Below are 22,430 nucleotides of genomic sequence, written 5' to 3' on the forward strand. Positions count from 1 at the left end.
ACGCTCGGGCACCAGGCGATAGCTGCCCGGCGTAAACAGGGCTTTGTGCCCAGACATTCATCCCGTATAGGTGAGGACATGGCAACTCCAGAGAACGTAGAGCTCGGCCTCGACACCTTCGGCGACGTCACCGTCGACGAGAATGACTCGCTGATCTCCGGTGCGCAGACGCTGCGCAACCTGCTCGACCAGGCAATTCTCGCCGATCAGGTGGGTGTCGACTTCCTCGGCGTCGGGGAGCATCACCGCGACGACTACGCGGTGTCGGCGCCGGAGGTGGTGCTGGGCGCCATCGCCGCCCGCACCCGTCGCATACGTCTCGGTTCGGCGGTCACCGTGCTGTCCTCCGACGACCCCATCCGGGTTTTCGAACGGTTCTCGACGCTCGACGCCCTGTCGTCGGGCCGCGCCGAGGTCATCCTCGGTCGCGGTTCGTTCACCGAGTCGTTTCCGCTGTTCGGGTACGACCTCGCCGACTACGAGGAACTCTTCACCGACAAACTGGCACTGTTCGACGCCTTACGTGGCGGTGGGCCGGTCACCTGGTCGGGTTCGACGCGGGGTCCGCTGCGCGACCAGATTGTCTACCCGCAACTGGAGAACGCACCCCTGCCCACGTGGATCGCGGTCGGCGGGAGTCCCGAATCCGTTGTCCGCGCTGCGAGTTACGGCCTTCCGTTGATGCTCGCGATCATCGGCGGCGACCCGTTGCGGTTCAAGCCGTACGTCGACCTCTATCACCGGGCTCTGCGTGAACTCGAGCACGACGGGCTCCCGGTGGGCGTGCACTCCCCCGGTCACGTCGCCGACACCGATGAGCAGGCCCGTGAAGAACTGTGGCCGCACTACCGGACCTACGTCGCACGTATTGGCCGTGAACGTGGCTGGCCACCGCCGACGCGGATCGAGTTCGACCGCTCCACCGGACCCGGCGGGTCCCTCTACGTCGGGTCACCGGAGACTGTGGCGCGCAAGATCGCGGCCACCGTTTCCGCACTGGGCCTGAGCCGCTTCGACCTGAAGTACTCACACGGCACACTTGGTCATCCCCAACTGATGCGCAGCATCGAACTCTATGGCACACAGGTGATCCCACGTGTGCGCGAGCTACTCAGCGACGGCTGAGCACCAGGAGGAAATCCCCGGCCGGATCGGTCCAGGACGCGACGACCGGCAGGCCCGCGTCGCCCAACTCCGACGCGAGGTCGGCGGCGTCGAACTTGGTGCTGATCTCGGTGAGGATCTCGGTTCCCGCAGAGATCCGCCAGGGCCGTTGCAGCACTTCGAAATACGCAGCGACGTCGCGCCGCGCCCGCAGCCACATCTCGATGCGGTGGTCGACCGGATTCCAGCGTGCGATGTGGTCGAAGTCGTCGGCGTACAGCCCACGGGCGTCGAGTCCGGTGCGCAGCACCTCGATCATGTTCCGGTTGAAATCGGCTGTGACACCGGCCTTGTCGTTGTACGCGGCGACGAGCCGGCCGGTGTCTTTGACGAGATCGGCACCCATGAGGAAGTAGTCGCCGGGCGAGAGTGAGCCGGCCAGCCGCTGATAGAACCGGGCGCGGTCCTCCGGGTAGAAATTGCCGATGGTGCCGCCCAGGAACACCGCGACCCGCGGCCCCGACGCCGCGGGCAGGGGCAGATCCGGTTCGGTGAAGTCTGCGACCACCGGAACCACGTCGACCGACGGGTAGTCGATGGACAGGATCTCCGCTGCCGTGCCCAGGATCTCGTTGCTGACGTCGACGGGGACATAGCGGAGCCGGGTGGTGCACTTCTCCCAGTGCGCGGCGAAGGCGTCGAGCAGCAACCGCGTCTTGGTGGAGGTGCCCGACCCCAGTTCGACCATCATCTCGGCCTGGGTGACCGCCGCGATCTCGGCGGCGCGCGCTGTCAGGATCGCCGTCTCGCGCCGGGTGGGGTAGTACTCCGGGAGTCGGGTGATCTCGTCGAACAGCTTGCTGCCGCGTTCGTCGTACAGCCATTTCACCGGCAGGGTCGGCGGGTCTTGCCATAGACCGGCAAGTGCGTCGGCCGCGAGCGGACTGCCGAGTTCGACGGTCATCGGGCCAGCCGCAGGCCGGAGAACACCCAGCGCGAGGACGCCGGGAAGAAATTGCGGTACGTGATCCGCTCGTGTCCCTTCGGGGTCACCGCGCTCGCGCCGCGCAGAACATGCTGGTCGGACATGAACTTTCCGTTGTACTCGCCGACCGCCCCGTTGGCCGGGACGAATCCCGGGTAGGGCAGGTAGGCGCTCGCGGTCCACTCCCACACGTCGCCGACCATGGTGACCCCGGCCCGCCCCGGGTGGCATCGGGCCGGATCGAGCAGTTGCCCGCGCACCGATCCCGTTGCCGCCGCGGCGATCTCCCACTCGAACTCGGTGGGCAATCGGGCACCCGCCCAACGCGCGTAGGCGTCCGCTTCGTAGAAGGACACGTGCGCCACCGGCTCGTCGAGCACCACCGGGCGTCGGCCCGACAGCGTGAACGTCGACCACTCACCATCGTCGTGATGCCAGTAACCCGGTGCATCCCAACCGGTTTCACGGATGCGGGCCCACCCGTCGGACAGCCAGAACTCGGCCCGGCGGTAGCCGTCGTCGTGCATGAACTCCAGCCAGTCGGCATTGGTCACGGCACGATCGGCGATCTCGAAGTCCTCGAGGAAGACCCGGTGCCGTGGCCCTTCATTATCGTAGGCGAATCCCGTTCCGGCATGGCCGATCTCGTGCACGCCTCCGGCGAACGGACGCCACGACAGCGGATGAGCCGACGACGACTCGTCGGGGGCACGATCGACGTAGACCGGCGCGAACGCATGCGTGGAGAACAGGTGCTTGATGTCCATCAGGATCAGTTCCTGATGCTGCTGTTCGTGATTGCAACCGAGTTCGACGAGATCCAGTGCAGCCGCGTCGAGACGCCCCCGCTCGAGAGCCGACACGATCGCGGCGTCGACATACTCGCGATAGCGCGTGACGTCGGTGACGCCGGGCCGGGTGACCAGGCCGCGGTCGGGACGGGGGTGTCGGGCGCCGACCGCCTCGTAGTAGCTGTTGAAGAGGTAGCGAAAGGTCTCGTCATAGACGACGTAGTCCGGGTCTTGCCGCAGGATGAATTCCTCGAAGAACCACGTGACGTGGGCGCGATGCCATTTGGCCGGGCTCGCGTCGGTCATCGACTGCGGAGTCTGGTCCTCGGGTGAGAGGCTCGCCGTCAGCGCGTCGGTCGTCGACCGCACGTCGAGAAATCGTGAAACGACAGACGGCGTGAGGCCGGGACTGGTCACTCCGTTGGGCGAATCGGTGGAAACGTGCTCGGTAATGCTCATTGGGCATCCTCGGGGTGGCGACGGTTTCAAAGGCGGCGGTACAGGTGATACCGGCGGACTGGCGTCGAGCTCCACCTTCCATCGTGTCCGCGCGGGTGGGACGTGTCAACGACGGTCGTTGCAACGAACGACGCGACACGCACCCATACCCAGTCCACCAGAGACCACCGACAAAACAGCGTCACTGCTGGTCAGGAGCCCTACTGTCGCGCGTCGGGATCGATGTAGTGCACGGCAGCTTCCTCGGCGGAGGCACCTGCCCCGTCGATGCCGGCGTCGGTGGCGAACACGTCGGAGTCGGTGTCGATGCCCGAACCGGCGTCCGGTGCGATCAGCCGTCCCGCGCGGGTCGCGCCCACCTCGTCGTTCTCGGGGAACTCGTCGTCGCTGTCGGATTCGTGTGATTCCCAGTTCGATTCGTCGCGCCGGTCGGCCTCGATGTCGTCGAGCGGATCGGTGGCGCCGACGTCGGGCTCCTCTTCGGCGAGCCGCTCGTCGAGGGTCACGCCCTCACGCATCTCCTGAGCGGTGAGCCCGTGCACGGCACCCTTCGGCGCGAAGTCCGGAGGCGAATATCCCTCGTCGAGGACATCTTCGACGCCGCGGTCGTCGAGAGTGTCGCCCGGTTGCAGCTGATCGTCGTCGTCGAGGCTGTACTCGCCGTCCGAACCTTCTGGTGTGCTGCCGATGTCGTTCATACCTTTCACGATATGCCCGGGGCCCTCGCTGCTCGGCGATACCGCGCCATCAATGTCATGGCGTCCGTCACCCTCGCACAACGATCCCTCATCGGTTCGCCCGAATCGGGGTATCAACCAGGCCCGATCGGCGACAATGCACAGGGTGATCGAGGAAATGCAGGCCGAGGCCCAGGCCTTGCTCTCCGCGGGCGAATACACTCACGCACTGGCCGAGTTCTCGGTGCTGCGGGAGATCCGTGCGCGACGGGAAGGGCCCTATTCACCCAGATATCTGTCGAATCTGCACGACTGCGTGCGATGCACATCCGAACTGCAGATGTGGTCGGATTGCACGCCGCTGTGCAGCGAACTGCACGGCAAGTACGTGCGGACCCACGGACGCGCCGAGGCCGACACCGTCGACGTCGCCAAGCATTGGGCCTGGGCGCTGGTGCACCTGCACGATTACCCACCTGCCCTGCGGCTCTACCTCACCACCGCCGACGCGCTGTGGGACACCGACCCGCAGCAGGCCGCGCGACTGCTGGGCGCCGCCGCGGTCTACCGGCGCGACGCCGACTACAGCGCGATGATCGAACCCGGGCTCATCGACGGCGTGCGCCTGCGCCACAGCGCGGACCTGCTGGCGTCGCTGAACAGCGTGATCGCGGGCCTGCCCGTATCCGACGCCGCGATCACGCGCGAGGGCCTGGCCATCGCCTGAGGCGGACGTCCGGAACGCCTTGTGCCGTAGATCTGAGTCACCAGGTGGCGCAGATCTACGGCACTGACGGTCGGCTTCTATCGCAATCGAAGGATCAGCCGTCGACGGTCGCCCGCGATCGCCGCCTGCGACTCATCACGAGACCGTCCACCGCGGCTCGGCCCGACGGGGCGAAACCGACGGCCAGGAGTCCGGCGATCAGCGCGGCCGGCCATTCCCAGCCGCCGTTGGTTGCCCAGAATCCGTTGTCCCAGTGGACGTAATAGATGGCGCCGAGCATGTCGAGGATCAGCAGGACGGCCACCAGCGGGAGCAGCAGTCCGATGATCAGGAAGATCCCGCCGACCAACTCGACCCACGTCGCGACGTAGGCGGCTGTCGTGGGCATCGGGATATCGCGCGACTTGAAGAACGTCGCGGTGGCATCGATGCCGTTGGTGTGCAGTTTCTGCCAGCCGTGTGCGATGAAGATGACACCGAGAATCAAACGCGCTAGAAACTGCGCGACCGTGCTGAAGCCGACCATGTACGTCTCTCCTTGGGTTCGGTCCCGACCGAATGGTTTAACCGGACCACGGTCCGATTATTCCCCACAGTAGCCATGCGCACCGTCTTCACGCATCCCCGGACCGGTACCGGTGCAACCGGGGGTCGGCGGGTACTCTGAGTCTGGTTGACGGGCGAATCCACTGTGGCGATTCCACACAATCGAGACGCCGCCGGCACAACCGCAATCAACCCGTGACCACCGGAAGAGGAGAATCAGTGCCGGGAAAGTCTGGCTCGGGTTCGCGTGGTGCGTCGGCCCGGCAGCCCGTTCTCGGTACGCCCGCAGACACTCTCGATCCGTATCTGCCGCACAACGGCAACCTCGGGTATCGCATCTCCCGCTACGATCTCGAACTCGAATACAAGGTCGCCAGCAACCGGCTGACCGGCGTGGCCACCCTGACCGCGACGTCCTACGTCGAACTGGCCCGATTCACCCTCGACATGGCCGCGTCGCTGCGCGTCGACCGAGTGACCGTGAACGACAAGCGCGCCCACTACAGCCACCGTCGTCACAAACTCACGATCACTCCCGACAGCGCGGTGCCCGCCGGCGGCGCGCTGACCATCCTCATCCGCTATCACGGTGGACCGCGGCCGATCCGCGGGCCATGGGGCGAGGTCGGCTGGGAGGAACTGTCCGACGGCGCGCTGTGCGCCAACCAGCCCAACGGCGCGGCGTCGTGGTTCCCGTGCGACGACCACCCGAGCGTCAAGGCGCCGTACCGATTCGCCATCACCACGGACAGTCCGTATCACGCCCTCGCCAATGGCGTGCTCGAGTCCAAACGTGCCCGCGCCGGCCAGACCACCTGGGTGTACCAGCAGGTCGAGCCGATGCCCACCTACCTCGCGTCGATCCAGATCGGCCAGTACAAACCGGTTTCGTTGAGTACCAAGCCGATTCCGGTGTCGGCGCTCGTCCCGCCCCGACTGGTGCAAACCTTTCGCCACGACTTCGGCAGGCAGACCGAGATGGTCAACGCCTTTGTCGAGATGTTCGGGCCGTATCCCTTTCCGCAGTACACCGTCGTGGTGACCGACGACGACCTCGAAATCCCCATCGAGGCACAGAGTTTCTCCACCTTCGGCGCCAATCACTGCGACGGTCACCGCACAGCGGAACGCCTCGTCGCACACGAACTCGCCCACCAATGGTTCGGCAACTCGGTCACTCTCGCGCGGTGGCGCGACATCTGGCTGCACGAGGGTTTCGCCTGCTACGCCGAATGGTTGTGGAGTCAGCGGTCGGGCGGACGCAGCGCCGACGAATGGGCACGCCACTACTACGCCAAACTCGCGGCCGCGCCGGTGCGGGTTCCGCTCGCCGACCCCGGTCCGCGAAAGATGTTCGACGACTGGGTGTACAAGCGCGGCGCGATGACCCTGCATGCATTGCGACTGACGATCGGCGACGGCAACTTCTTCGCGCTGTTGCACCGGTGGACCGACAAATACCGCTACGGGTCGGTGACCACCGAGGACTTCATCGCACTCGCCGCGAACTTCTCGACCACCTCGCTCAATCCGCTGTGGGATGCGTGGCTCTTCACTCCTGCGCTGCCGCCGTATCCGGGCCCGGCCTGACGTTCGCCGCGACATGAGAGCCGCACCATGACAGCCGCACCATGAAACAGGACGGAGCCGAAGAAGGGTCGATGGCCGGCACCCTCGGCCGGGTCACCGTCGCCACCATCATCGCCGCGGCATCCGGGTACCTCGTGCTGCTCATCGCGGCACGTCATCTCGGCGCAGCGGGATACGGCGTGTTCGCGGTGTTCTGGGCGGCATACGGCATGGTGACCGGCGCGCAGAACGGGCAGTTGCAGGAGACGACGCGGGCGGTGCGGTCGGCGCTCGGGTCGGCTTCGGATTCGTCGCGTGGCGCGTCCGGGTCACGTCCGCTGAAGGTCAATGTGGCGATCGGACTCGCGCTCGGCGCGCTGGTGGCGATCACTGCTCCACTGTGGAGCGGGCAGGTGTTCGCCACCGACCGCTGGCTCTCGGCGCTGCTCCTGGCCGTCGGCGTGGCCAGTTTCGCGGTGTATGCGCATCTGTGTGGCGTGCTCGCGGGCGCCGCGTCGTGGACGGCCTTCGCGACGCTGCTCTCCGTCGATGCCCTGATCCGGCTGGTCGGCGCGATCCTTGCAGTCGCCCTCGGCTGGGGCATCGTCGCATTTCTGCTCATCACGGTGATCGGATCGGTGTCGTGGTGCCTGCTGCTGCTCGGCTCATCGGCGGCGCGCGGCGCGGTCGGGTTGCCGGGCGACGTCACCGACCGGCGACTGACCACCAACACGCTGACCGCCATGGCCGCCGCCGCCGCGAGCGCGGTCCTGGTGATGGGTTTCCCGGTGCTCATCAAGCTGACCAGCGAGATCGGACTGTTCGACCGCGACACCGACGACGAGCGCGTGGTCGGGGCACTGATCCTCGCTGTCACGCTCACCCGCGCACCACTTCTGGTGCCGCTGAACAGCTTCCAGGGCGTGCTCATCACCCGTTTCGTCGAGGCACGGAACCGGCTGATGGCTTCGTTGGCGGCGCCGCTGGGCGTCGTCGTTGCTGTGGGTGTCATCGGGTCGGCGTTGGCCTGGGTCATCGGGCCGTGGCTGCTGAGTTCGGTCTTCGGTGCCGAGTTCCGACTGGGCGGCGGCGTGGTCGCCGCGCTCACCACGGGTGCGACCCTCCTCGCCATGCTGACCGTGACCGGTGCGTCGACGATCGCTGCCGGCGCCCACCGCTGGTACGCCGCGGGTTGGTGGGTGGCGACGCTGGTGTCGATCGTCGTGCTCACCCTGCCGTTCGACATCTCGGTCCGGGTCGGCGCGGCGCTCGTCGTCGGGCCACTCGTCGGTGTCGGCGTGCACCTCGCGGGTCTCGCAACTCGCCGTTGACGGTCAGCGGCGGAGCCGGGCGACGGTCGCGCCGACTCGCGCCTGGGTGTGATGCAATCTCGACGTGGCGTGCAGCCGTGCGGCGCGCGCCGCACGATTCCAGCCGAGTTCGACGCAGCGTCGGGCCTCGTCGGCGAAGAAGCGGTTCTCCTCGGCAAAGCGTCGACCGTCGACCGCCTGCACCGAACTGACCGACGCCTCGTGGCGGCGGTAGCGGAACACGACGGTCGGGTCGTAGGCCAGCGACGCACCGGTGGCGGCGAGGTCGACGAGGAGTGCGAGGTCGAGCACCACCTCGAGTCCCGGTCGGAACCCGACCGCGCGCACCGCATCTGTTCGCCACAGCAGCGACGGAAAGTACGTCCAGTTGCCGTGGTAGAGGCTTGTCGCCAGGCTCTCGCCCCGCAGAACGGTCGTGTGCGACGGCGCGAGCATTCCTTTTATCCGATCGCCCAAGGGTCGGACCGGACGGTCGTGATCGTCGATCACCTCCACGCCCGGCGCGATCACCGCCGCGTCGGGATTGCCCGCCGCCAACGCGCGAACGCTGCCCAGATACCCGGGCAGCATCACGTCGTCGCAACCCATGACCACGAAGTACTCGTGCTCGACGAGGTCGACGCAGCGCCGGAAGTTGCCGTTGACGCCGAGGTTCGTCTCGTTACGGAGGTAGCGCACGCGCGGGTCGTCCAGGCCGAGCAGCCACTCTCGTGGGGCGTCATCGGGATAGCAGTCGTCGACGACGGTCAGGACCAGATCGGGGTTGTCCTGCGCGAGCACGCTCGTGACGGCCTGCCGAAACTGTGCGACGTCACCGTAGAAGGGCATCATCACGTCGATCGGCACCCGACTAGCCTAGACGTGCCTCGGCGCGGGATAGGGTTACGGCCATGGCTGCGACCACCAACGACGACGTCTGGTTGGTGATACCCGTCTACAACGAGGCGCAGGTGATCCGCGAGGTCGCGACCCATGCCAAGGCGACCTTCCCGAACATCGTGTGCGTCGACGACGGCAGTTCCGACGATTCAGTCGCCGAGATCCGGGCCGCCGGTGTGAGCCTGGTCCGGCACCCGGTCAACCTCGGCCAGGGCGCCGCTATCCAGACCGGCGTCGAATACGCCCGGGCACAACCCGGCGCGCGCTACTTCGTCACCTTCGACGCCGACGGCCAGCACCAGGTCGACGACGTCGCGGCGATGATCGCCCGCCTGCGCACCGAGCCGATCGACATCATCGTGGGCACCCGCTTCGCCGACGGTCGCAGCGAGTCCGTGCCGCCGCTACGACGAATGGCGTTGCGCACCATCGTCTTTCTCAGTCCACGCACCCGTCGGCTGGGCCTCACCGACGCGCACAACGGACTGCGCGCCTTCAACAAGACAGTCGCCGGCCAACTCGACCTCCTGATGAGCGGCATGAGCCACGCGTCGGAGTTCGTCGCCCTGATCGACCACCACCACTGGCGGGTCGCCGAACAACCGGTGACGATCCTCTACACCGAGTATTCGCGCGCCAAGGGGCAGTCGCTGATCAACGGGGTGAACATCGTCGCCGACGGCCTGTTCCACACTCGGATGAGGAAGTGACTCGGTGATCTGGTTCCAGATTCTCGCAATCCTCGGCATCGTCGCCCTGGTCGGCTTCTTCGTCGTCAACCGTGGCACTGCCCGGGCGTCGGCCGGGGTGAAGCTCCTGTTCGTCGCCTTCGTGGTCTTCGGCGCCTACGCGATGCTGCGCCAGGACGACGTGACGTGGGTGGCCAACAAACTGGGCATTCAGCGCGGCCTCGACCTGGTGCTGTTCCTGCTGGTCATCGCGTTCGCCTTCACCACCGTGTCGACGTATCTCCGCTTCCGCGACCTCGAGGTCCGCTACGCCCGACTCGCCCGGGCCATCGCGCTGCAGAATGCCGAACCGCCGCACGACGTCGAATCGCGCGACTGATCGTCGAGCCGCGACCATCGCGGCCTGCGGCAAATCTGTACCTGGCAGCCGAGCCGAGTGCACAGCGCATTTCGTGGGGCGCAGGAGTACAGATTCCCCACGGAGTGGCCGGTGTCAGCGCGGCGGTGCCGGTCGGGCTCGAGCCGCCAGGGCGTCGAGCAACGGCCGGACCGCTTCGGGGACATGGGGATCCTGCCAGCGGTACACGCGGCTCTCCGACCCCTCGGTGAGAGTCAGTTCGTAGCTGTACCCGTCGGGTACGCCGGTCGAGGTGTCGGCCGGGGCGGATTCGTTCGCAATGAGATCCGCTGCGACACCGGCGTACTCGGGGGACAGCTCGTGACTGTCTACGGCAGTTGTCATGTCAATTCCTGCAAGTCCACCCGATCTGCGGTATTCGATGTGTACGGGAGTCGCCATGCTCTCCACCGTAGATCAGTGGAGCGGCACCTTGACCGCGTCCCAACCGGCCTGCACCGCGCCGGCCTCCGAACTCGTGGTTCCGTAGCGGATGCGTGCCTGGTTGAGAGTGATCGCGGCGAACGACGTGAAGGTGGCGTTGGGCTTGAGCCGCGGATTGGTCAGCGCGTCGTACCAGATCTGCCCGGCCGCTTTCCACGCCGGCCCGTCGAGGCTTGTGGCGACCACATGGAACGCCTTGTTGGGGATTCCCGAATTGATGTGCACGCCACCGTTGTCGGCCATGGTCTGTACGTAGGAGCCCATGTCGGCGGGCTGATTGTCGTGCGCGTGCGCGGTTCCGGGAGCCTTCATCGAACGCAGGGCCGGCTGGAGCAGCGGGCCGACGATGTCGGCGCCGATCAACCAGTCGGCCTGATCGGCGCTCTGGCCGAGGTGATACTGCTTGACCAGCGAACCGAAGACGTCGGACATCGACTCGTTGAGCGCCCCGGATTGTCCGGAGTAGATCAGATTGGCCTCGACCTGCGTGACGCCGTGCGTCAGCTCGTGGCCGATCACATCGAGTCCCTGAGTGGTGTCGGTGAGCATGGCGCCACCATCGCCGAAGAACATCGAGCCCTGTCCGTCCCAGAATGCGTTGTCGTAGTCGTTGCCGTAGTGCACCAGCGCTCGGATCGGCATGCCCTGGCCATCGATCGAATCCCGGGAGAAGACTTCCTCGAAGAACTTGTAGGTGAGGCCGAAGTTGTCGTAGGCGGCGTTCACGGACGCGTCGGCGGTCGCCGGGTCACCTTCGGCGCGGACGAGTTTTCCGGGTGTGGTCTGCTGCGAATGAGCCTGGTCGTAGATCGTGCGGTGTGGCACTCCGCCGACCTCGGCGACCGCGGCCATCTGCGTGACGGGACCCTGCCGCCCGGCGATCTCGGCACGCGCCAGACGAAACGATTGGTCGATCTCGAGTGTGCGCAGGATTCGCGCCGAATCCTCGGGCGACGCGTCGCGCGCGACCGCACGCAAGATGTCGGGAGACAGGATGCAGTGCAACGAATTATGGTTCATGACAACAGGTTTCCTCTCGGCTGCCAGCCGAGGGATCTCCGTCGAACCCTACCGTCGACGCGCACCACCGGCCTCGTGAACGCCAACGCTAGGTTCGTGTGCGCGCCGCGGCGCGAGTAGTCGGGTACCCGACATGGGCCCGGGGGCGCCCGCTCGGGCAGCGTCGGATCACCTACCCCGACAGGTCACTGAGTAGTGGCGCCTATTCGGCGAGCGACCGGAGATAGTCGGTGACGTCGTCGTAGGACGGCAGGAGCCCGGAATCACGCGCTTCCGCCAGACTCGGCGCGGCCGTGTCCTTGCCGGACAACTCGTAGGTCAGGGGTGTCCCGTCGCGCCCGAGCGTCGGCCACTCGATGCCGAGTGCGGGGTCGAGCGGGTTGATGCCATGTTCGGCGGACGGGTTGTAGCCGGTCGAGCACAGATAGGTGACGGTCGAGTTGTCGGCCAGTGCACAGATGGCATGCCCGAGACCTTCGGACACGTACACCGCGCGACGATCGACGTCATCGATCAGAACGGTGTCATAAGCTCCGAATGTCGGCGAGCCGACACGAAGGTCGACGACGACGTCCAGGAATGCGCCCGAGGCACAGGACACGTACTTCGCCTGACCCGGCGGGACGTCGGCAAAATGCACGCCGCGCAGCACCCCGGCCGCCGAGACCGACAGGTTGACCTGGGCCAGATCGAAGCGGTGGCCGATGACCTCGGCGAGCAGGTCGGCCTTGAACGCCTCCGCGAACAGCCCTCGCGCATCACCGTGCTGGACCGGGGTCAGCTCCCAGGCGCCGTCGATCGCCAGCGGACGTACCTTCACTAGAAACCCTTTCCGCGTTCGAGCAGTTCGAGCAGGTAATCTCCGTATCCGGACTTGCGCAGCTTCTCCGCGCGCACGCGCAGTTCGTCGTCGTCGATGAATCCGCGACGCCACGCGATCTCCTCGGGGACCGCGATCTTGAGGCCCTGCCGCTGTTCGACGGTGCGCACGAAATTACCGGCGTCGAGCAGCGAGTCGAAGGTTCCGGTGTCGAGCCACGCGGTGCCGCGCGGCAACACCTTGACCGACAACTTGCCGCGCTCCAGGTAATGCGCGTTGACGTCGGTGATCTCGTATTCGCCACGGGCGCTTGGCTTCAGGTTGCGTGCGATCTCGACGACGTCGTTGTCGTAGAAGTAGAGGCCGGGCACGGCGAAATTGGATGTCGGATGCTCCGGCTTCTCCTGAAGTGAGCGGGCAACACCGTTCTCGTCGAAGTCGACCACACCGTACGCGGTCGGGCTGGCCACCCAGTACGCGAAAATCGCACCGCCGTCGACATTTTCGAATCCCTGCAACTGCGAACCGAGGCCCGGGCCGTAGAAGATGTTGTCGCCCAACACTAGTGCCACCGAGTCTTCACCGACGTGGTCGGCACCGAGTACGAACGCCTGCGCGAGACCGTCCGGCGACGCCTGCGTCACATACGACAGATTGATACCGAACTGGTCGCCGTCGCCCAGCAGCCCCTGGAAGGCGGGCGCATCGTGCGGGGTGGTGATGATGAGGACGTCGCGAATACCCGCCAGCATCAGCGTCGACAGCGGGTAATAGATCATCGGCTTGTCGTAGACGGGTACGAGTTGCTTGCTCACACCCTGGGTGATCGGGTGCAGACGACTCCCCGTGCCCCCGGCCAGAATGATTCCGCGCATGATCAACACCCTAATCGCGCCGGTAGAGTGTGGCATCATGCGTGTACTCGTGACCGGCGGCGCCGGCTTCATCGGAGCGAACTTCGTGCTGCGCACGCTGGCAACCCGACCGGACGCGGCGCTGCGCGTGCTCGACAAACTCACCTACGCGGCGAACCCGGAAACGCTGGCCCCGGTGGCGGACCGCGTCGAACTGGTGCAGGGCGATGTCGCCGATGCAGGGCTGGTCGATCGTCTCGTCGCCGAGTCCGATCTGGTGGTTCATTTCGCGGCGGAATCGCACAACGACAATTCGCTGGCCGACCCGTCGGCCTTTGTGCAGACCAACCTCGTCGGGACCTACACGCTGCTGGAAGCGGTTCGCCGACACGGGGTCCGGTATCACCACATCAGCACCGACGAGGTGTACGGCGACCTCGAACTCGACGACCCGGCGCGATTCACCGAACAGACGGCCTACAACCCGTCGAGCCCCTATTCGTCCACCAAGGCAGGCAGCGACCTGCTGGTCCGCGCCTGGGTGCGTTCGTTCGGGGTGGCCGCGACGATCTCCAACTGCTCCAACAACTACGGCCCGTACCAGCACATCGAGAAGTTCATCCCGCGCCAGATCACCAACGTGCTCAGCGGCATTCGGCCCAAGCTCTACGGCGACGGCCGCAACGTCCGTGACTGGATCCACGTCGACGACCACAACGACGCGGTGTGGACGATCATCGATCAGGGTCAGATCGGTGAGACCTACCTGATCGGCGCCGACGGCGAGGTCGACAACCGCACCGTCGTCGAAACGATCCTCGAGTTGTCAGGTCAGCCCGCCGACGCCTTCGATTTCGTCACCGACCGCCCCGGCCACGACCGTCGTTACGCCATCGACTCCACCCGCCTGCGCACCGAACTCGGTTGGCAGCCACAGTATCTCGACTTTCGGAGTGGGTTGTCGGCGACCATCGACTGGTACCGCGACAACGCCGCGTGGTGGCAACCGGGCAAGGAGTCGGTGGAGGCCAACTACGCGGTCACCGAGCGCGTCACCGGCTGATCGGAACCACGTCGCGCAGGAACGCGATCTGGTCGGTGGTCACCTTCTCGAACCCGTTGCCGACGTAGATGTCGAAGTGTCCCTCGTCGTAGCGCCGCAGCCGAACGTTGGGGTTCTGCGACGCATACTTCACGGTCGGCTTGACCGGTGCCACCGTGTCGCGGTCGCACGCACACACCAGCGTCGGACACGTGAGTTTGCGCAGCGAACGCCCAGGGGTGTGCAGCGGGATCGTCAGGCCGACGCGCGCGGCGACGGCGTTGGTGAACGGCAGACCGTCGGGCACCAGCGGCAGGTAGCCGGGCACCACGTCGGATGCGGTCATCAACGCGACCGAACCCGGCTCGCCGGCCAGCGCAACCGTCACCGGCTCCCGCCTGATCACCATCGACGCCACGTCGGCCAGTGCGCGACCGGTCACCCGAACCGAGGCCAACGGTTCCATGGCCAGGGTTGACGCCACACCGCTGGTGAACGGACATTGCGCGATCACCGCGGCGACCGCACCGTCGCGATGACCCGCGACCATCACGTGCCCGCCGCCGAAGGACGTACCCCACAGCACCACCCTCGACCTGTCGACGTTGTCGAGTGAGCGGGCGAAGGCGATGGCGGCGGCCCAGTCGTCGAGCTGGCGTCGGATCGACAGGAGCTGGCGGGGTCGTCCGGCGCTGTCGCCGAAATGCCGGTAGTCGAACACCAGACACGCATAACCTTCGGCGGTGAATCGGTCGGCGAACGCGTCGAGGCGCATCTGCCGCACCGCACCGAGACCGTGCGCCATCACGATGATCGGCGGCGGCTGCGACGACTCGTCCGGTACGTACAGCCAGGCCGCACAGCGGGCCCCACCCGAAACAAACCACACGTCGGTTCGCGACATACTCTCCCACCCGCGTCGTGTTCTATCCATCCGGATCGTCCATCCATGTGACCCGCCCCCACGAGCACCGCAGTACACCCTGCCACTATCGAATCGCGAAGTCACTATTCGTGATATCGAATGTGCAATGCAGGGACGGAAAATGCAGCGCACAACACAGGCTCTGTACGGTCGGCTCCCAGGTTTCCCGCCTACGGTGGTCGCTATGCGTGTTCTTGTGAGTGGCGGTGCCGGATACATCGGCTCGCATACGGTGATCCGGCTGATCGACGCCGGCCACGACGTGGTGATCGTCGACGACTTCAGCAACGCCAAGCCGACCGTCATCGGGCGCCTCGAGGCCCTGACCGACACGTCGATCCCCGTGCATGCGTTCGACCTCGCCGACACCGACAAGACCGAACACTTCTTCGCCCACGAACCGATCGACGCGGTGATCCACTTCGCGGGCTACAAAGCGGTCGGCGAGTCGGTGGCCAAGCCGCTGGACTACTACCAAAACAACCTCGGCACCACGTTCTCGCTGCTGCGGGCGATGCATCGGCACGACGTGCACACGCTGGTCTTCTCGTCCTCGGCCACCGTGTACGGCGCCGAGCCGAAGCTGCCGATGACCGAGGATCTGCCCACGTCGGCGACCAACCCGTATGGCTGGACCAAGGTGATGATCGAGCAGATCCTGGGTGACGTGGCGGCCGCCGACCCCACCCTGCGGATCGCGGCGCTGCGCTACTTCAACCCGGTCGGCGCGCATCCGAGCGGACAGATCGGCGAGGACCCGAGCGGCATCCCGAACAACCTCATGCCCTTCGTCGCGCAGGTCGCGGTGGGTCGGCGCGACAAGTTGTCGGTGTTCGGCGACGACTACGACACCCCCGACGGCACCGGTGTGCGCGACTACATCCACGTCGACGACCTCGCCGCCGGACACGTCGCCGCGCTCGATCGCGTCAGCAATGGCGAACCCGGCATGTCGACGTGGAATCTCGGCACCGGACAAGGTGTTTCGGTCCTCGAGGTGGTCAAGGCCTTCGAACGGGCGAGTGGTCGGGAGATCCCGTTCGAGATCGCACCCCGACGCCCGGGCGACATCGCCGCCTCCTACGCCGACCCGACGCGCGCGAACAGCGAACTCGGTTGGTACGCAACCAAGACCATCGACGACATGTGCACCGACACCTGGCGCTGGCAATCGGGGAACCCGACCGGTTATCCCGACGCCTGAGCGAGACGCGAGCGGGATCAGCCGCCGATCACGGCGTGCTTGGCAGCCGGATCGCTGGGCGCCTTGACCGTGATCGCCTCCACCGTCTCGACAACCTGCGAAACCAGGTCGTTCGGGGTGCCGGGATGAATCAGGATGTAGTCGCCGCCGGCGAGTTTCAGCTCTTGGTCGCCCACGTGAGCGATCACCACGCCCGACAGGATCATCGACCATTCGGTGGTGTCACTGGTCTTTATCCCGTGCTTGGTGTCGCTGCCCTTCTCGTAACTCCAATACTTGACTTCGAGCTGCCCAGTGTGGCGCAGCATGTCCGGGCCGGTTTGCGGAAAGAACGAGCCCACGACCCACCCGTTCCTACCGATCGAGTCCGCGTCGGCTGCCAAATGTCCACACACATACCCTTGGGACAACTCACAAACCTCCCGCATCTCCCTGCTAAGGTTCTGATTTCTTCGCCCCGATGCTACGCGAGTACCCCGAGGAGGTCGCGTGTCCGGCTTGGAGACCACTGGCGTGATCGTCGGCATCGTGGTCGGTGTTGTCGGACTCGGTGTCGCTGCCGTCGCCGTGTGGCTGGCAGTGAAACCGCGTACCACCGCCGCCGTGTCCTCACGAATCGCCGATTTCAAGGACGTGCGCCAGTCCGTGGGCAAGCGTCGGGCCGAACTCACCGCCTTGGCGCTCGAACTGCATGCGGCCGACGTAGACGAAGAACTGCCCACCGTGCTCTCCTCGCCACCGATGAGACCGGAGGTGCCGCTGCGCCTGGACCGACTTCGCGTCGTCATAAGATCGCCGGAGTCCATCCCCACAGGTCTTGGCCTACCCGCTCGCGCGGTGAAGTCGATTCTTCCGCCGAAGGATTCGGGGGCCAGGATCACGCGTTTCTCCGAAGCGATCGAACTCCACGCACGACCGGCCCTGTGGAGCGATCTGCCGACCTACCGGGTCATCGCCGTTGATCTGACGGGCAGCAATCCCGAACTCCAGGTCGGAATGTCTACGTTCTTCCACGGCGTCGACACCTCCGAACTGCTCGGCCATGAATTGGCCGCACGATCGCAGGGCCGCAAGCGATCACGGCTGACCACCTATCCGATTCGCCGCCACCTCGGCGCCCCGTGCGATCTCGGCACCCGTGACGTGCTGACGGCCGTTTCAGCGCTGACTCTGCGGATCGCCGAGGACAAGGCGACATTCTTCCTGCATCAGCGCGATGGCTCGAAGGTTGCGCTCGCCGGCGGCCTGATGCATCTGGCTCCGTCGGGGGTATTTCAGCCGAGCGCGGACGACCCGGCAACGATCGCCCGCGACAAATACCCGTGGCTGACGCTGTGCAGGGAGTTCGCAGAGGAATACCTCGGCGTGGACGAGGCGCAGGGTTTGGCCGGCGCCCAGCTGTCTTACGACGAGGATGAGCCCTACGCGAGCATCAACGGGGCGTACGAGTCGGGCGAACTCCGCGCACATGTGCTCTTCATGGGGCTGGACCCGGTGAGCCAGTGCCCCGAATTGGTGACTGCGGTGACGATGGGCGCGCCCTGCTTCGACCGCGTCTTCGGTTCGATGGTCCGGCAGAACGAGGAGGGCGAGTTCCGCGGCGCACGCATCGCGTCGGGACGGCTCGTCGGCTACGACTTCGATGCCCCCACGGTCGCGTACCTGCGGTCCACCGGTCGACTCACGCCGGCGGCAGAGTCGGCACTCGTGTACGCCTGGAAGCATCGACGACACATCCTGGGCGGCAATTGAGGAACACCCGGAGCGTATCTGTCGCACTCGGCAGATCGATAGCGGCGCACCGGTACCCGCGCGACGTTGGCCACGATCGTCACGACGATGCGGCAGGTGGTGCGAGCACCGAATCGTTGACGCGGAAGATCGTGACATTGCCCTGCCGGAACACCTCGGTGAGCCCGGGCGCACCGTTCTTGCGTAGTGCCAGGAACGGGTCTCCCTGATGTCCCGGGCCGGGAGCGCCGTTCTGGAACGGCCAGTAGCTGGGCGGGGAATCGATCACGTAGTGCACCCGCATGTCTCGGACGATCTGGTCGATCTTGGGGTCGGCCCCGATCGTCGACACCCCCCAGTACAGATCGCGCTGGCGCTGGGAGAAATCGTTGGCGCGGTAGAACGGGAAGAGCGGCGTCAGACCGGTGACCGGATAGATCCAGCCGGTCCCCTGGTCGAGATTGTTGAGGATCACCGAGTTCCAGGCGTCGGGACGGTCGGCGAGCCAGTGGTAGGCGTCGAGATCGTCGGGCCCGATGTACTTGCCGCCGCGCTCCTTGGACGCCAATTGCGCGTGTTGCGGGTACTTCACCACGCCCGCACCGGCGATGAGGACCAGGAGCAGAGCCAGGGTCGCAGATGCCACCACAGCCGGTGAGAACCTCTGCGGCGCATCGCTTTCCGATGAACGCGCGGCAAGTTTTCCCGACACCCAACGCGACAACCACACCGCGGCCGACCCGACCGCCAGACCCGCGGCGGACGCGGAGATCAGCGCAACGACAAACGTCAGACGATGGGGCGAGTTGTAGAAGTAGCCGCCGATCGAACCGAGTGGGTACGACAACACACTGAGCTCGACCACTGCGTTCGCCGTCACCAGCACGAAGACGAGCCATGCGGACAGGCCCGCCCAGCAGCGCATCCAGGCCAGCACGATCAGCCCGAGTGCGGTGAACGCGATGAGTCCCCACAGCGGGTAGTAGTCGGCCAGCGGCACGGTGCCGTTGAATGCGGCCTGCGACAGTCCCTGGGCGACGCCGACCGTCTCGACGCGGAAGTCGAAGAACGGGAGTTCGTTGGTGTCGGACACCTTGAGCGTCCCGTAGATGACCGGTGCGACCAGGATCAACGTGAGCGCCCCGGCCGCCACCAGGGTGAGCAGGTCACGAAGACGGCTCGACACGGGATGCCACAACGCCTCACACAGCCACCACAGGCCGACGATCACGCCGACCACGATCAGGCCCGACGGATGTGTCGCCGTCACACCGGTGACAGCAAGTGCTGCGGGGCCGACGCGGCGTCGATCACGGATGACGCCGATCGTCAGGATCGCCGCCACCGGCGCGAGACTGACGCCCACCGCGTTCGGCACCGACGTCAATTCCACCTCGACGTAGGGCAACGACGGGAACAGCGCGCTCATCGCGGCACCGGCGGCCGCGATGGTGGCCGAGGAGTTCACGTCGAAGCGATGCCGGGCAAACCAGTACGACATCGACGCCACCCCGAGCGGCACGGTGATCGCCAGCACCGCAGGCGAATAGGTGTTGTACAGCTCCACCGGATTGGCGCCGGTGATCGGGAACAGCAACGCCCCCAGCGCATGCCACGTGTTCGGGTAGTAGTTGAACCCGTGGGTGTCGTAGTTCATCAGTTCGCCCATGCGCAGGCCCGAGCCGATGCCGGTCTCGTGAATCCAGCGCAAAGAGCTTGCGTGCCAAAGGGAATCCCACACCTGCGACACGTTGTTCAAGCCGGCGAAGGCCGTGGTCGCGATGGGCCGGATACAGGTGATCGCGATGATGGCACCGCCGACGGCAACACCCGCGGCCACCCGGAGCATGGCGGTGACACCTGCAGGAGGATCGTCGGACCCGGGTTCGTCGGACTCGGGTCCTTCCGGTACGGGCGCCACCCGACGCCCCCAACGGGTGCGCAGGAGTGCGGCGTAGGCCCAGGCCGCGAGCATCGCGAGGACCAGACCGACGAGCGCGCTGATCGCATTCCACTGGAACCCGACCGCCGAGTACAGGACGGTCAACACGCTGACGAGCCCGAACGTGATCGGCGGTCCCGCCGCGAGGGCGACCGGCCACGGCAGCATCATCCGACGGCCGACGAGCGCGCCCGGCACGATCAGGACCACGGCGGTCACCACGACCACCCACGCCCCCAGCAACATCACGCGCGCCCTTCTGCCGGCATCCGACCAAACACCAGCAGGTTACCGGGTGGCGGAATCCAGCTCGTAGGACTCCCGGTCGGGGCCGATCCGCTCGAATTCGATGCGGTCGGCACCTGTCCGATCGCCGATCAGGGTGACCGCGAGGCAGATGACGGCGGCCACGACCCCGAACCCGAACATCGTCGGATATCCGATGCTCACCCAGGTCTCGGAGATCCACGCGAGGATCGCGGGCACGGCGAAGCCGAGGTAGGTGACGCCGTAGAAGACGGCGGTGAGGCCGGCGAGGTCGTCGGGTCCGGCGATGCGTCCGACCTCGAGCAATCCGGCGATCATCGCCATGCCGTAGCCGCAGCCCAGGACGGTTGCCGCGAGCAGTGCGGCCCACACCGTCAGCAGATGGGCGGCGAGCGCGGCCAGCGCCATCCCGACCGCCACGATGACCAGCGCGACCACCACTCCGCGCACGCTCCCGGGCCGATCGATCCGACGGCCGACCGATTGCAGCAAGAAACCGGCGGCCAGTCCCAGCACGCAGCACAATCCCGCGAAGGCGATCGGCATGCCGGAGCTGCGCGTCGACATCAGCGCCGGGATCACCGCATAGGCCGACGCCGCGGCACCGAACACCCATGGCGCGACCGGCAGCACGACGAGCAGGAAGCGTCGATGTCCGGCGGCCGGGATCTTCAGGTCGTCGAGCAGACGGCCGGGCCGGATCTGGCGGGCACGCGTCTCCGGCGAGGCGACGAGGAGCACGGCAGCAAGCGCAGCGATCGAGATGTTGACCAGGTAGGGCAGCACATGCGGCCACGGCCCCCACTGCGCCAGGGCGGCCGCGACACCCGCGCCGATCCCGAAACCTGCGGTCAGGCTCATCGCCGCACGCTTGGCGCCGGTGCCGGCAGGTGCACCGTCGGCGTCGGACAGTTCCTTGATCCAGCTACCACCGACAGCCATGGAGAGCCCCAGCGCGACACCGCTGAGGACGCGGCCGGACGCGAGCATCGTCGCCGAACCGGCACCGGCGGCGAGGATCGCCGAACCGAGCGCCGCGAAGACGGGAGCCGGAAGCATCAGGGGCCGTCGGCCCAGGCGGTCGGAGAGCGGTCCGCCGATGAGCAGTGCGGGGACGATGCCGAGCACGTAGGCGAACAGCAAGGCGTCGACCGTGACCGCAGACATGTCCCCGGACTGGCGGTACATGACGAGCAGAGGGGTGAACTCGTTGCCACCCCACGCGGTGGCGAACACCGCGAGGGCGACCGCGGGCCAACCCAGCGTCGAGATCCGGCGCGTCATCGGCTTCCACCCCGGAGGTCGTGCACTGCGGCGAGATGGTCGGCGAGCAGTGCGGCGTAGGCCGACGCGTCGCCTGACGCGATGGCCTCCACGAGCGCGGCATGGTCACCCAGGATCAGGTCGGGGATGGACGCGTCGCGATGCACACTGCTCGTCGTCATCCGCCGATGCCGTTCACCGAGGCCGACGAAGAATCCCGCCAGGATCGCGTTGTCGCCGGCGGCGACGATCAGCTGATGAAACTCGGCGTCGATCCGGGCGAACTCGGCGACATCGTCCGACGGCACCGCTCGGTGGGCGTCGACGTTTGCCCGCAGCTGTTCGACGAGTTGGTCGCGAGCCCGGTCGCGGCCCGTCAACGATCCCACCGCATGGCTCTCCAACAGGATCCGGGCGTCGACCACGTCGCGCGCTTCCCGGTCGCCGATCGGGACCACCAGAGCGCCGCGTTTCGGGTACAGCCGCATCCATCCCTCGGCCTCCAGACGAAGGAAGGCCTCGCGGACCGGAGTACGGCTGACCGCGCACTGCGTGGCGACCTCACCCTCGCTGATCAGCTCACCGCCGGCGATCTCGTTTGTGAGAATCTGCTCCTTGACCACGCCATATACACGCTCAGCAGCAGATTCCGGGTGCGCATGCGACATAGACACAAGATGTACCCTAACACGGTCCGCCCACCGGCCACCCTGCTTGATCGCTCGTTCGGTGCGGTGGGACACTTGGGCAACTACGCACCAGGG

General features: G+C 66.4%; 23 protein-coding genes. 9 read left to right on the plus strand and 14 right to left on the minus strand.

Going from position 1 to position 22,430, the window contains the following annotated elements; all coding sequences use genetic code 11:
- The first annotated feature begins 78 nt into the window (after positions 1 to 78).
- Positions 79 to 1,125 (plus strand): LLM class flavin-dependent oxidoreductase, encoded by a 1,047-nt coding sequence (locus ACWDTF_RS17175; protein ID WP_240856140.1) that lies wholly within the window; start codon positions 79 to 81, stop codon positions 1,123 to 1,125.
- Here ACWDTF_RS17175 and egtD read toward each other — a convergent pair.
- From egtD to ACWDTF_RS17190, 3 genes are all read right to left on the minus strand, one after another.
- Positions 1,112 to 2,068, minus strand: a complete 957-nt coding sequence (egtD, locus tag ACWDTF_RS17180) for an L-histidine N(alpha)-methyltransferase (RefSeq protein WP_240856141.1) — start codon at positions 2,066 to 2,068, stop codon at positions 1,112 to 1,114. The genes ACWDTF_RS17175 and egtD overlap by 14 nt on opposite strands.
- Positions 2,065 to 3,339 carry an ergothioneine biosynthesis protein EgtB gene (egtB, locus tag ACWDTF_RS17185; protein WP_240856142.1) on the minus strand — a complete coding sequence of 425 codons (1,275 nt, stop codon included), beginning with the start codon at positions 3,337 to 3,339 and terminating at the stop codon, positions 2,065 to 2,067. The genes egtD and egtB overlap by 4 nt, the downstream gene beginning before the upstream one ends.
- A gap of 200 nt (positions 3,340 to 3,539) precedes the next feature.
- Positions 3,540 to 4,037 (minus strand): DUF5709 domain-containing protein, encoded by a 498-nt coding sequence (locus tag ACWDTF_RS17190; RefSeq protein ID WP_449754727.1) that lies wholly within the window; start codon positions 4,035 to 4,037, stop codon positions 3,540 to 3,542.
- A 136-nt stretch (positions 4,038 to 4,173) separates the two neighbouring features.
- Here ACWDTF_RS17190 and ACWDTF_RS17195 point away from each other — a divergent pair, with 136 nt between their 5' ends.
- Positions 4,174 to 4,743: a hypothetical protein gene (locus ACWDTF_RS17195; RefSeq protein WP_240856144.1), complete on the plus strand. Its 570-nt coding sequence runs from the start codon at positions 4,174 to 4,176 to the stop codon at positions 4,741 to 4,743.
- Between the two features lie 94 nt (positions 4,744 to 4,837).
- On the opposite strand, the gene ACWDTF_RS17200 is transcribed toward ACWDTF_RS17195, so the two are convergent.
- Complete coding sequence (locus tag ACWDTF_RS17200) at positions 4,838 to 5,269, minus strand: DoxX family protein (protein WP_449754728.1); 432 nt, start codon at positions 5,267 to 5,269, stop codon at positions 4,838 to 4,840.
- 239 nt (positions 5,270 to 5,508) lie between these two features.
- On the opposite strand from ACWDTF_RS17200, the gene ACWDTF_RS17205 reads away from it, so the two are divergent.
- Both ACWDTF_RS17205 and ACWDTF_RS17210 read left to right on the plus strand, forming a co-directional pair.
- A complete protein-coding gene (locus ACWDTF_RS17205; protein ID WP_240856146.1) occupies positions 5,509 to 6,879 on the plus strand; it encodes a M1 family metallopeptidase in 1,371 nt (456 codons plus the stop codon).
- A 41-nt stretch (positions 6,880 to 6,920) separates the two neighbouring features.
- Positions 6,921 to 8,189 (plus strand): lipopolysaccharide biosynthesis protein, encoded by a 1,269-nt coding sequence (locus ACWDTF_RS17210; protein ID WP_355273120.1) that lies wholly within the window; start codon positions 6,921 to 6,923, stop codon positions 8,187 to 8,189.
- Between the two features lie 3 nt (positions 8,190 to 8,192).
- Here ACWDTF_RS17210 and ACWDTF_RS17215 read toward each other — a convergent pair whose 3' ends face one another.
- The gene (locus ACWDTF_RS17215) at positions 8,193 to 9,035 is read right to left on the minus strand and encodes a glycosyltransferase family 2 protein (RefSeq protein ID WP_449754729.1); all 843 of its coding nucleotides are present in this window, start codon (positions 9,033 to 9,035) and stop codon (positions 8,193 to 8,195) included.
- 44 nt (positions 9,036 to 9,079) lie between these two features.
- Between ACWDTF_RS17215 and ACWDTF_RS17220 the strand changes: the two genes are divergently transcribed.
- Complete coding sequence (locus ACWDTF_RS17220) at positions 9,080 to 9,778, plus strand: glycosyltransferase family 2 protein (protein WP_449754730.1); 699 nt, start codon at positions 9,080 to 9,082, stop codon at positions 9,776 to 9,778.
- 4 nt (positions 9,779 to 9,782) lie between these two features.
- Positions 9,783 to 10,136 (plus strand): DUF2304 domain-containing protein, encoded by a 354-nt coding sequence (locus ACWDTF_RS17225; RefSeq protein WP_355273129.1) that lies wholly within the window; start codon positions 9,783 to 9,785, stop codon positions 10,134 to 10,136.
- Positions 10,137 to 10,250: 114 nt separating this feature from the next.
- On the opposite strand, the gene ACWDTF_RS17230 is transcribed toward ACWDTF_RS17225, so the two are convergent.
- The 4 genes from ACWDTF_RS17230 to rfbA all read right to left on the minus strand — a co-directional run bounded on the left by ACWDTF_RS17230 (position 10,251) and on the right by rfbA (position 13,313).
- Positions 10,251 to 10,556, minus strand: a complete 306-nt coding sequence (locus tag ACWDTF_RS17230) for a protealysin inhibitor emfourin (protein ID WP_355273132.1) — start codon at positions 10,554 to 10,556, stop codon at positions 10,251 to 10,253.
- Between the two features lie 15 nt (positions 10,557 to 10,571).
- Positions 10,572 to 11,618 (minus strand): M4 family metallopeptidase, encoded by a 1,047-nt coding sequence (locus ACWDTF_RS17235; protein WP_449754731.1) that lies wholly within the window; start codon positions 11,616 to 11,618, stop codon positions 10,572 to 10,574.
- Positions 11,619 to 11,820: 202 nt separating this feature from the next.
- Positions 11,821 to 12,438: a dTDP-4-dehydrorhamnose 3,5-epimerase family protein gene (locus ACWDTF_RS17240; RefSeq protein WP_449754732.1), complete on the minus strand. Its 618-nt coding sequence runs from the start codon at positions 12,436 to 12,438 to the stop codon at positions 11,821 to 11,823.
- A complete protein-coding gene (rfbA, locus tag ACWDTF_RS17245) occupies positions 12,438 to 13,313 on the minus strand; it encodes a glucose-1-phosphate thymidylyltransferase RfbA (RefSeq protein WP_449754733.1) in 876 nt (291 codons plus the stop codon). The genes ACWDTF_RS17240 and rfbA overlap by 1 nt, the downstream gene beginning before the upstream one ends.
- 37 nt (positions 13,314 to 13,350) lie before the next feature.
- Here rfbA and rfbB point away from each other — a divergent pair, with 37 nt between their 5' ends.
- Positions 13,351 to 14,355, plus strand: a complete 1,005-nt coding sequence (rfbB, locus tag ACWDTF_RS17250; RefSeq protein WP_449754734.1) for a dTDP-glucose 4,6-dehydratase — start codon at positions 13,351 to 13,353, stop codon at positions 14,353 to 14,355.
- Here rfbB and ACWDTF_RS17255 read toward each other — a convergent pair.
- Positions 14,345 to 15,238, minus strand: coding sequence for an alpha/beta hydrolase (locus ACWDTF_RS17255; protein ID WP_449754735.1), 894 nt, complete (start codon positions 15,236 to 15,238; stop codon positions 14,345 to 14,347). The genes rfbB and ACWDTF_RS17255 overlap by 11 nt on opposite strands.
- 205 nt (positions 15,239 to 15,443) lie before the next feature.
- On the opposite strand from ACWDTF_RS17255, the gene galE reads away from it, so the two are divergent.
- Entirely contained in the window at positions 15,444 to 16,463 is a 1,020-nt protein-coding gene (galE, locus tag ACWDTF_RS17260) for a UDP-glucose 4-epimerase GalE (protein ID WP_449754736.1), read from the plus strand.
- A gap of 17 nt (positions 16,464 to 16,480) precedes the next feature.
- On the opposite strand, the gene ACWDTF_RS17265 is transcribed toward galE, so the two are convergent.
- Positions 16,481 to 16,804 (minus strand): cupin domain-containing protein, encoded by a 324-nt coding sequence (locus ACWDTF_RS17265; RefSeq protein WP_449754737.1) that lies wholly within the window; start codon positions 16,802 to 16,804, stop codon positions 16,481 to 16,483.
- A gap of 148 nt (positions 16,805 to 16,952) precedes the next feature.
- Between ACWDTF_RS17265 and ACWDTF_RS17270 the strand changes: the two genes are divergently transcribed.
- The gene (locus tag ACWDTF_RS17270; RefSeq protein ID WP_449754738.1) at positions 16,953 to 18,215 is read left to right on the plus strand and encodes a hypothetical protein; all 1,263 of its coding nucleotides are present in this window, start codon (positions 16,953 to 16,955) and stop codon (positions 18,213 to 18,215) included.
- Positions 18,216 to 18,294: 79 nt separating this feature from the next.
- Here ACWDTF_RS17270 and ACWDTF_RS17275 read toward each other — a convergent pair whose 3' ends face one another.
- The 3 genes from ACWDTF_RS17275 to ACWDTF_RS17285 are packed head-to-tail and all read right to left on the minus strand — an operon-like array spanning position 18,295 to position 22,334.
- Complete coding sequence (locus ACWDTF_RS17275; RefSeq protein WP_449754747.1) at positions 18,295 to 20,382, minus strand: DUF6541 family protein; 2,088 nt, start codon at positions 20,380 to 20,382, stop codon at positions 18,295 to 18,297.
- A 42-nt stretch (positions 20,383 to 20,424) separates the two neighbouring features.
- Positions 20,425 to 21,687, minus strand: coding sequence for an MFS transporter (locus tag ACWDTF_RS17280; protein ID WP_449754739.1), 1,263 nt, complete (start codon positions 21,685 to 21,687; stop codon positions 20,425 to 20,427).
- Positions 21,684 to 22,334, minus strand: a complete 651-nt coding sequence (locus tag ACWDTF_RS17285) for a GntR family transcriptional regulator (protein ID WP_240856310.1) — start codon at positions 22,332 to 22,334, stop codon at positions 21,684 to 21,686. Before ACWDTF_RS17285 ends, ACWDTF_RS17280 begins: the two co-directional genes overlap by 4 nt.
- Between the last annotated feature and the right edge of the window lie 96 nt (positions 22,335 to 22,430).

This window comes from Gordonia sp. NPDC003422 (assembly GCF_053588675.1).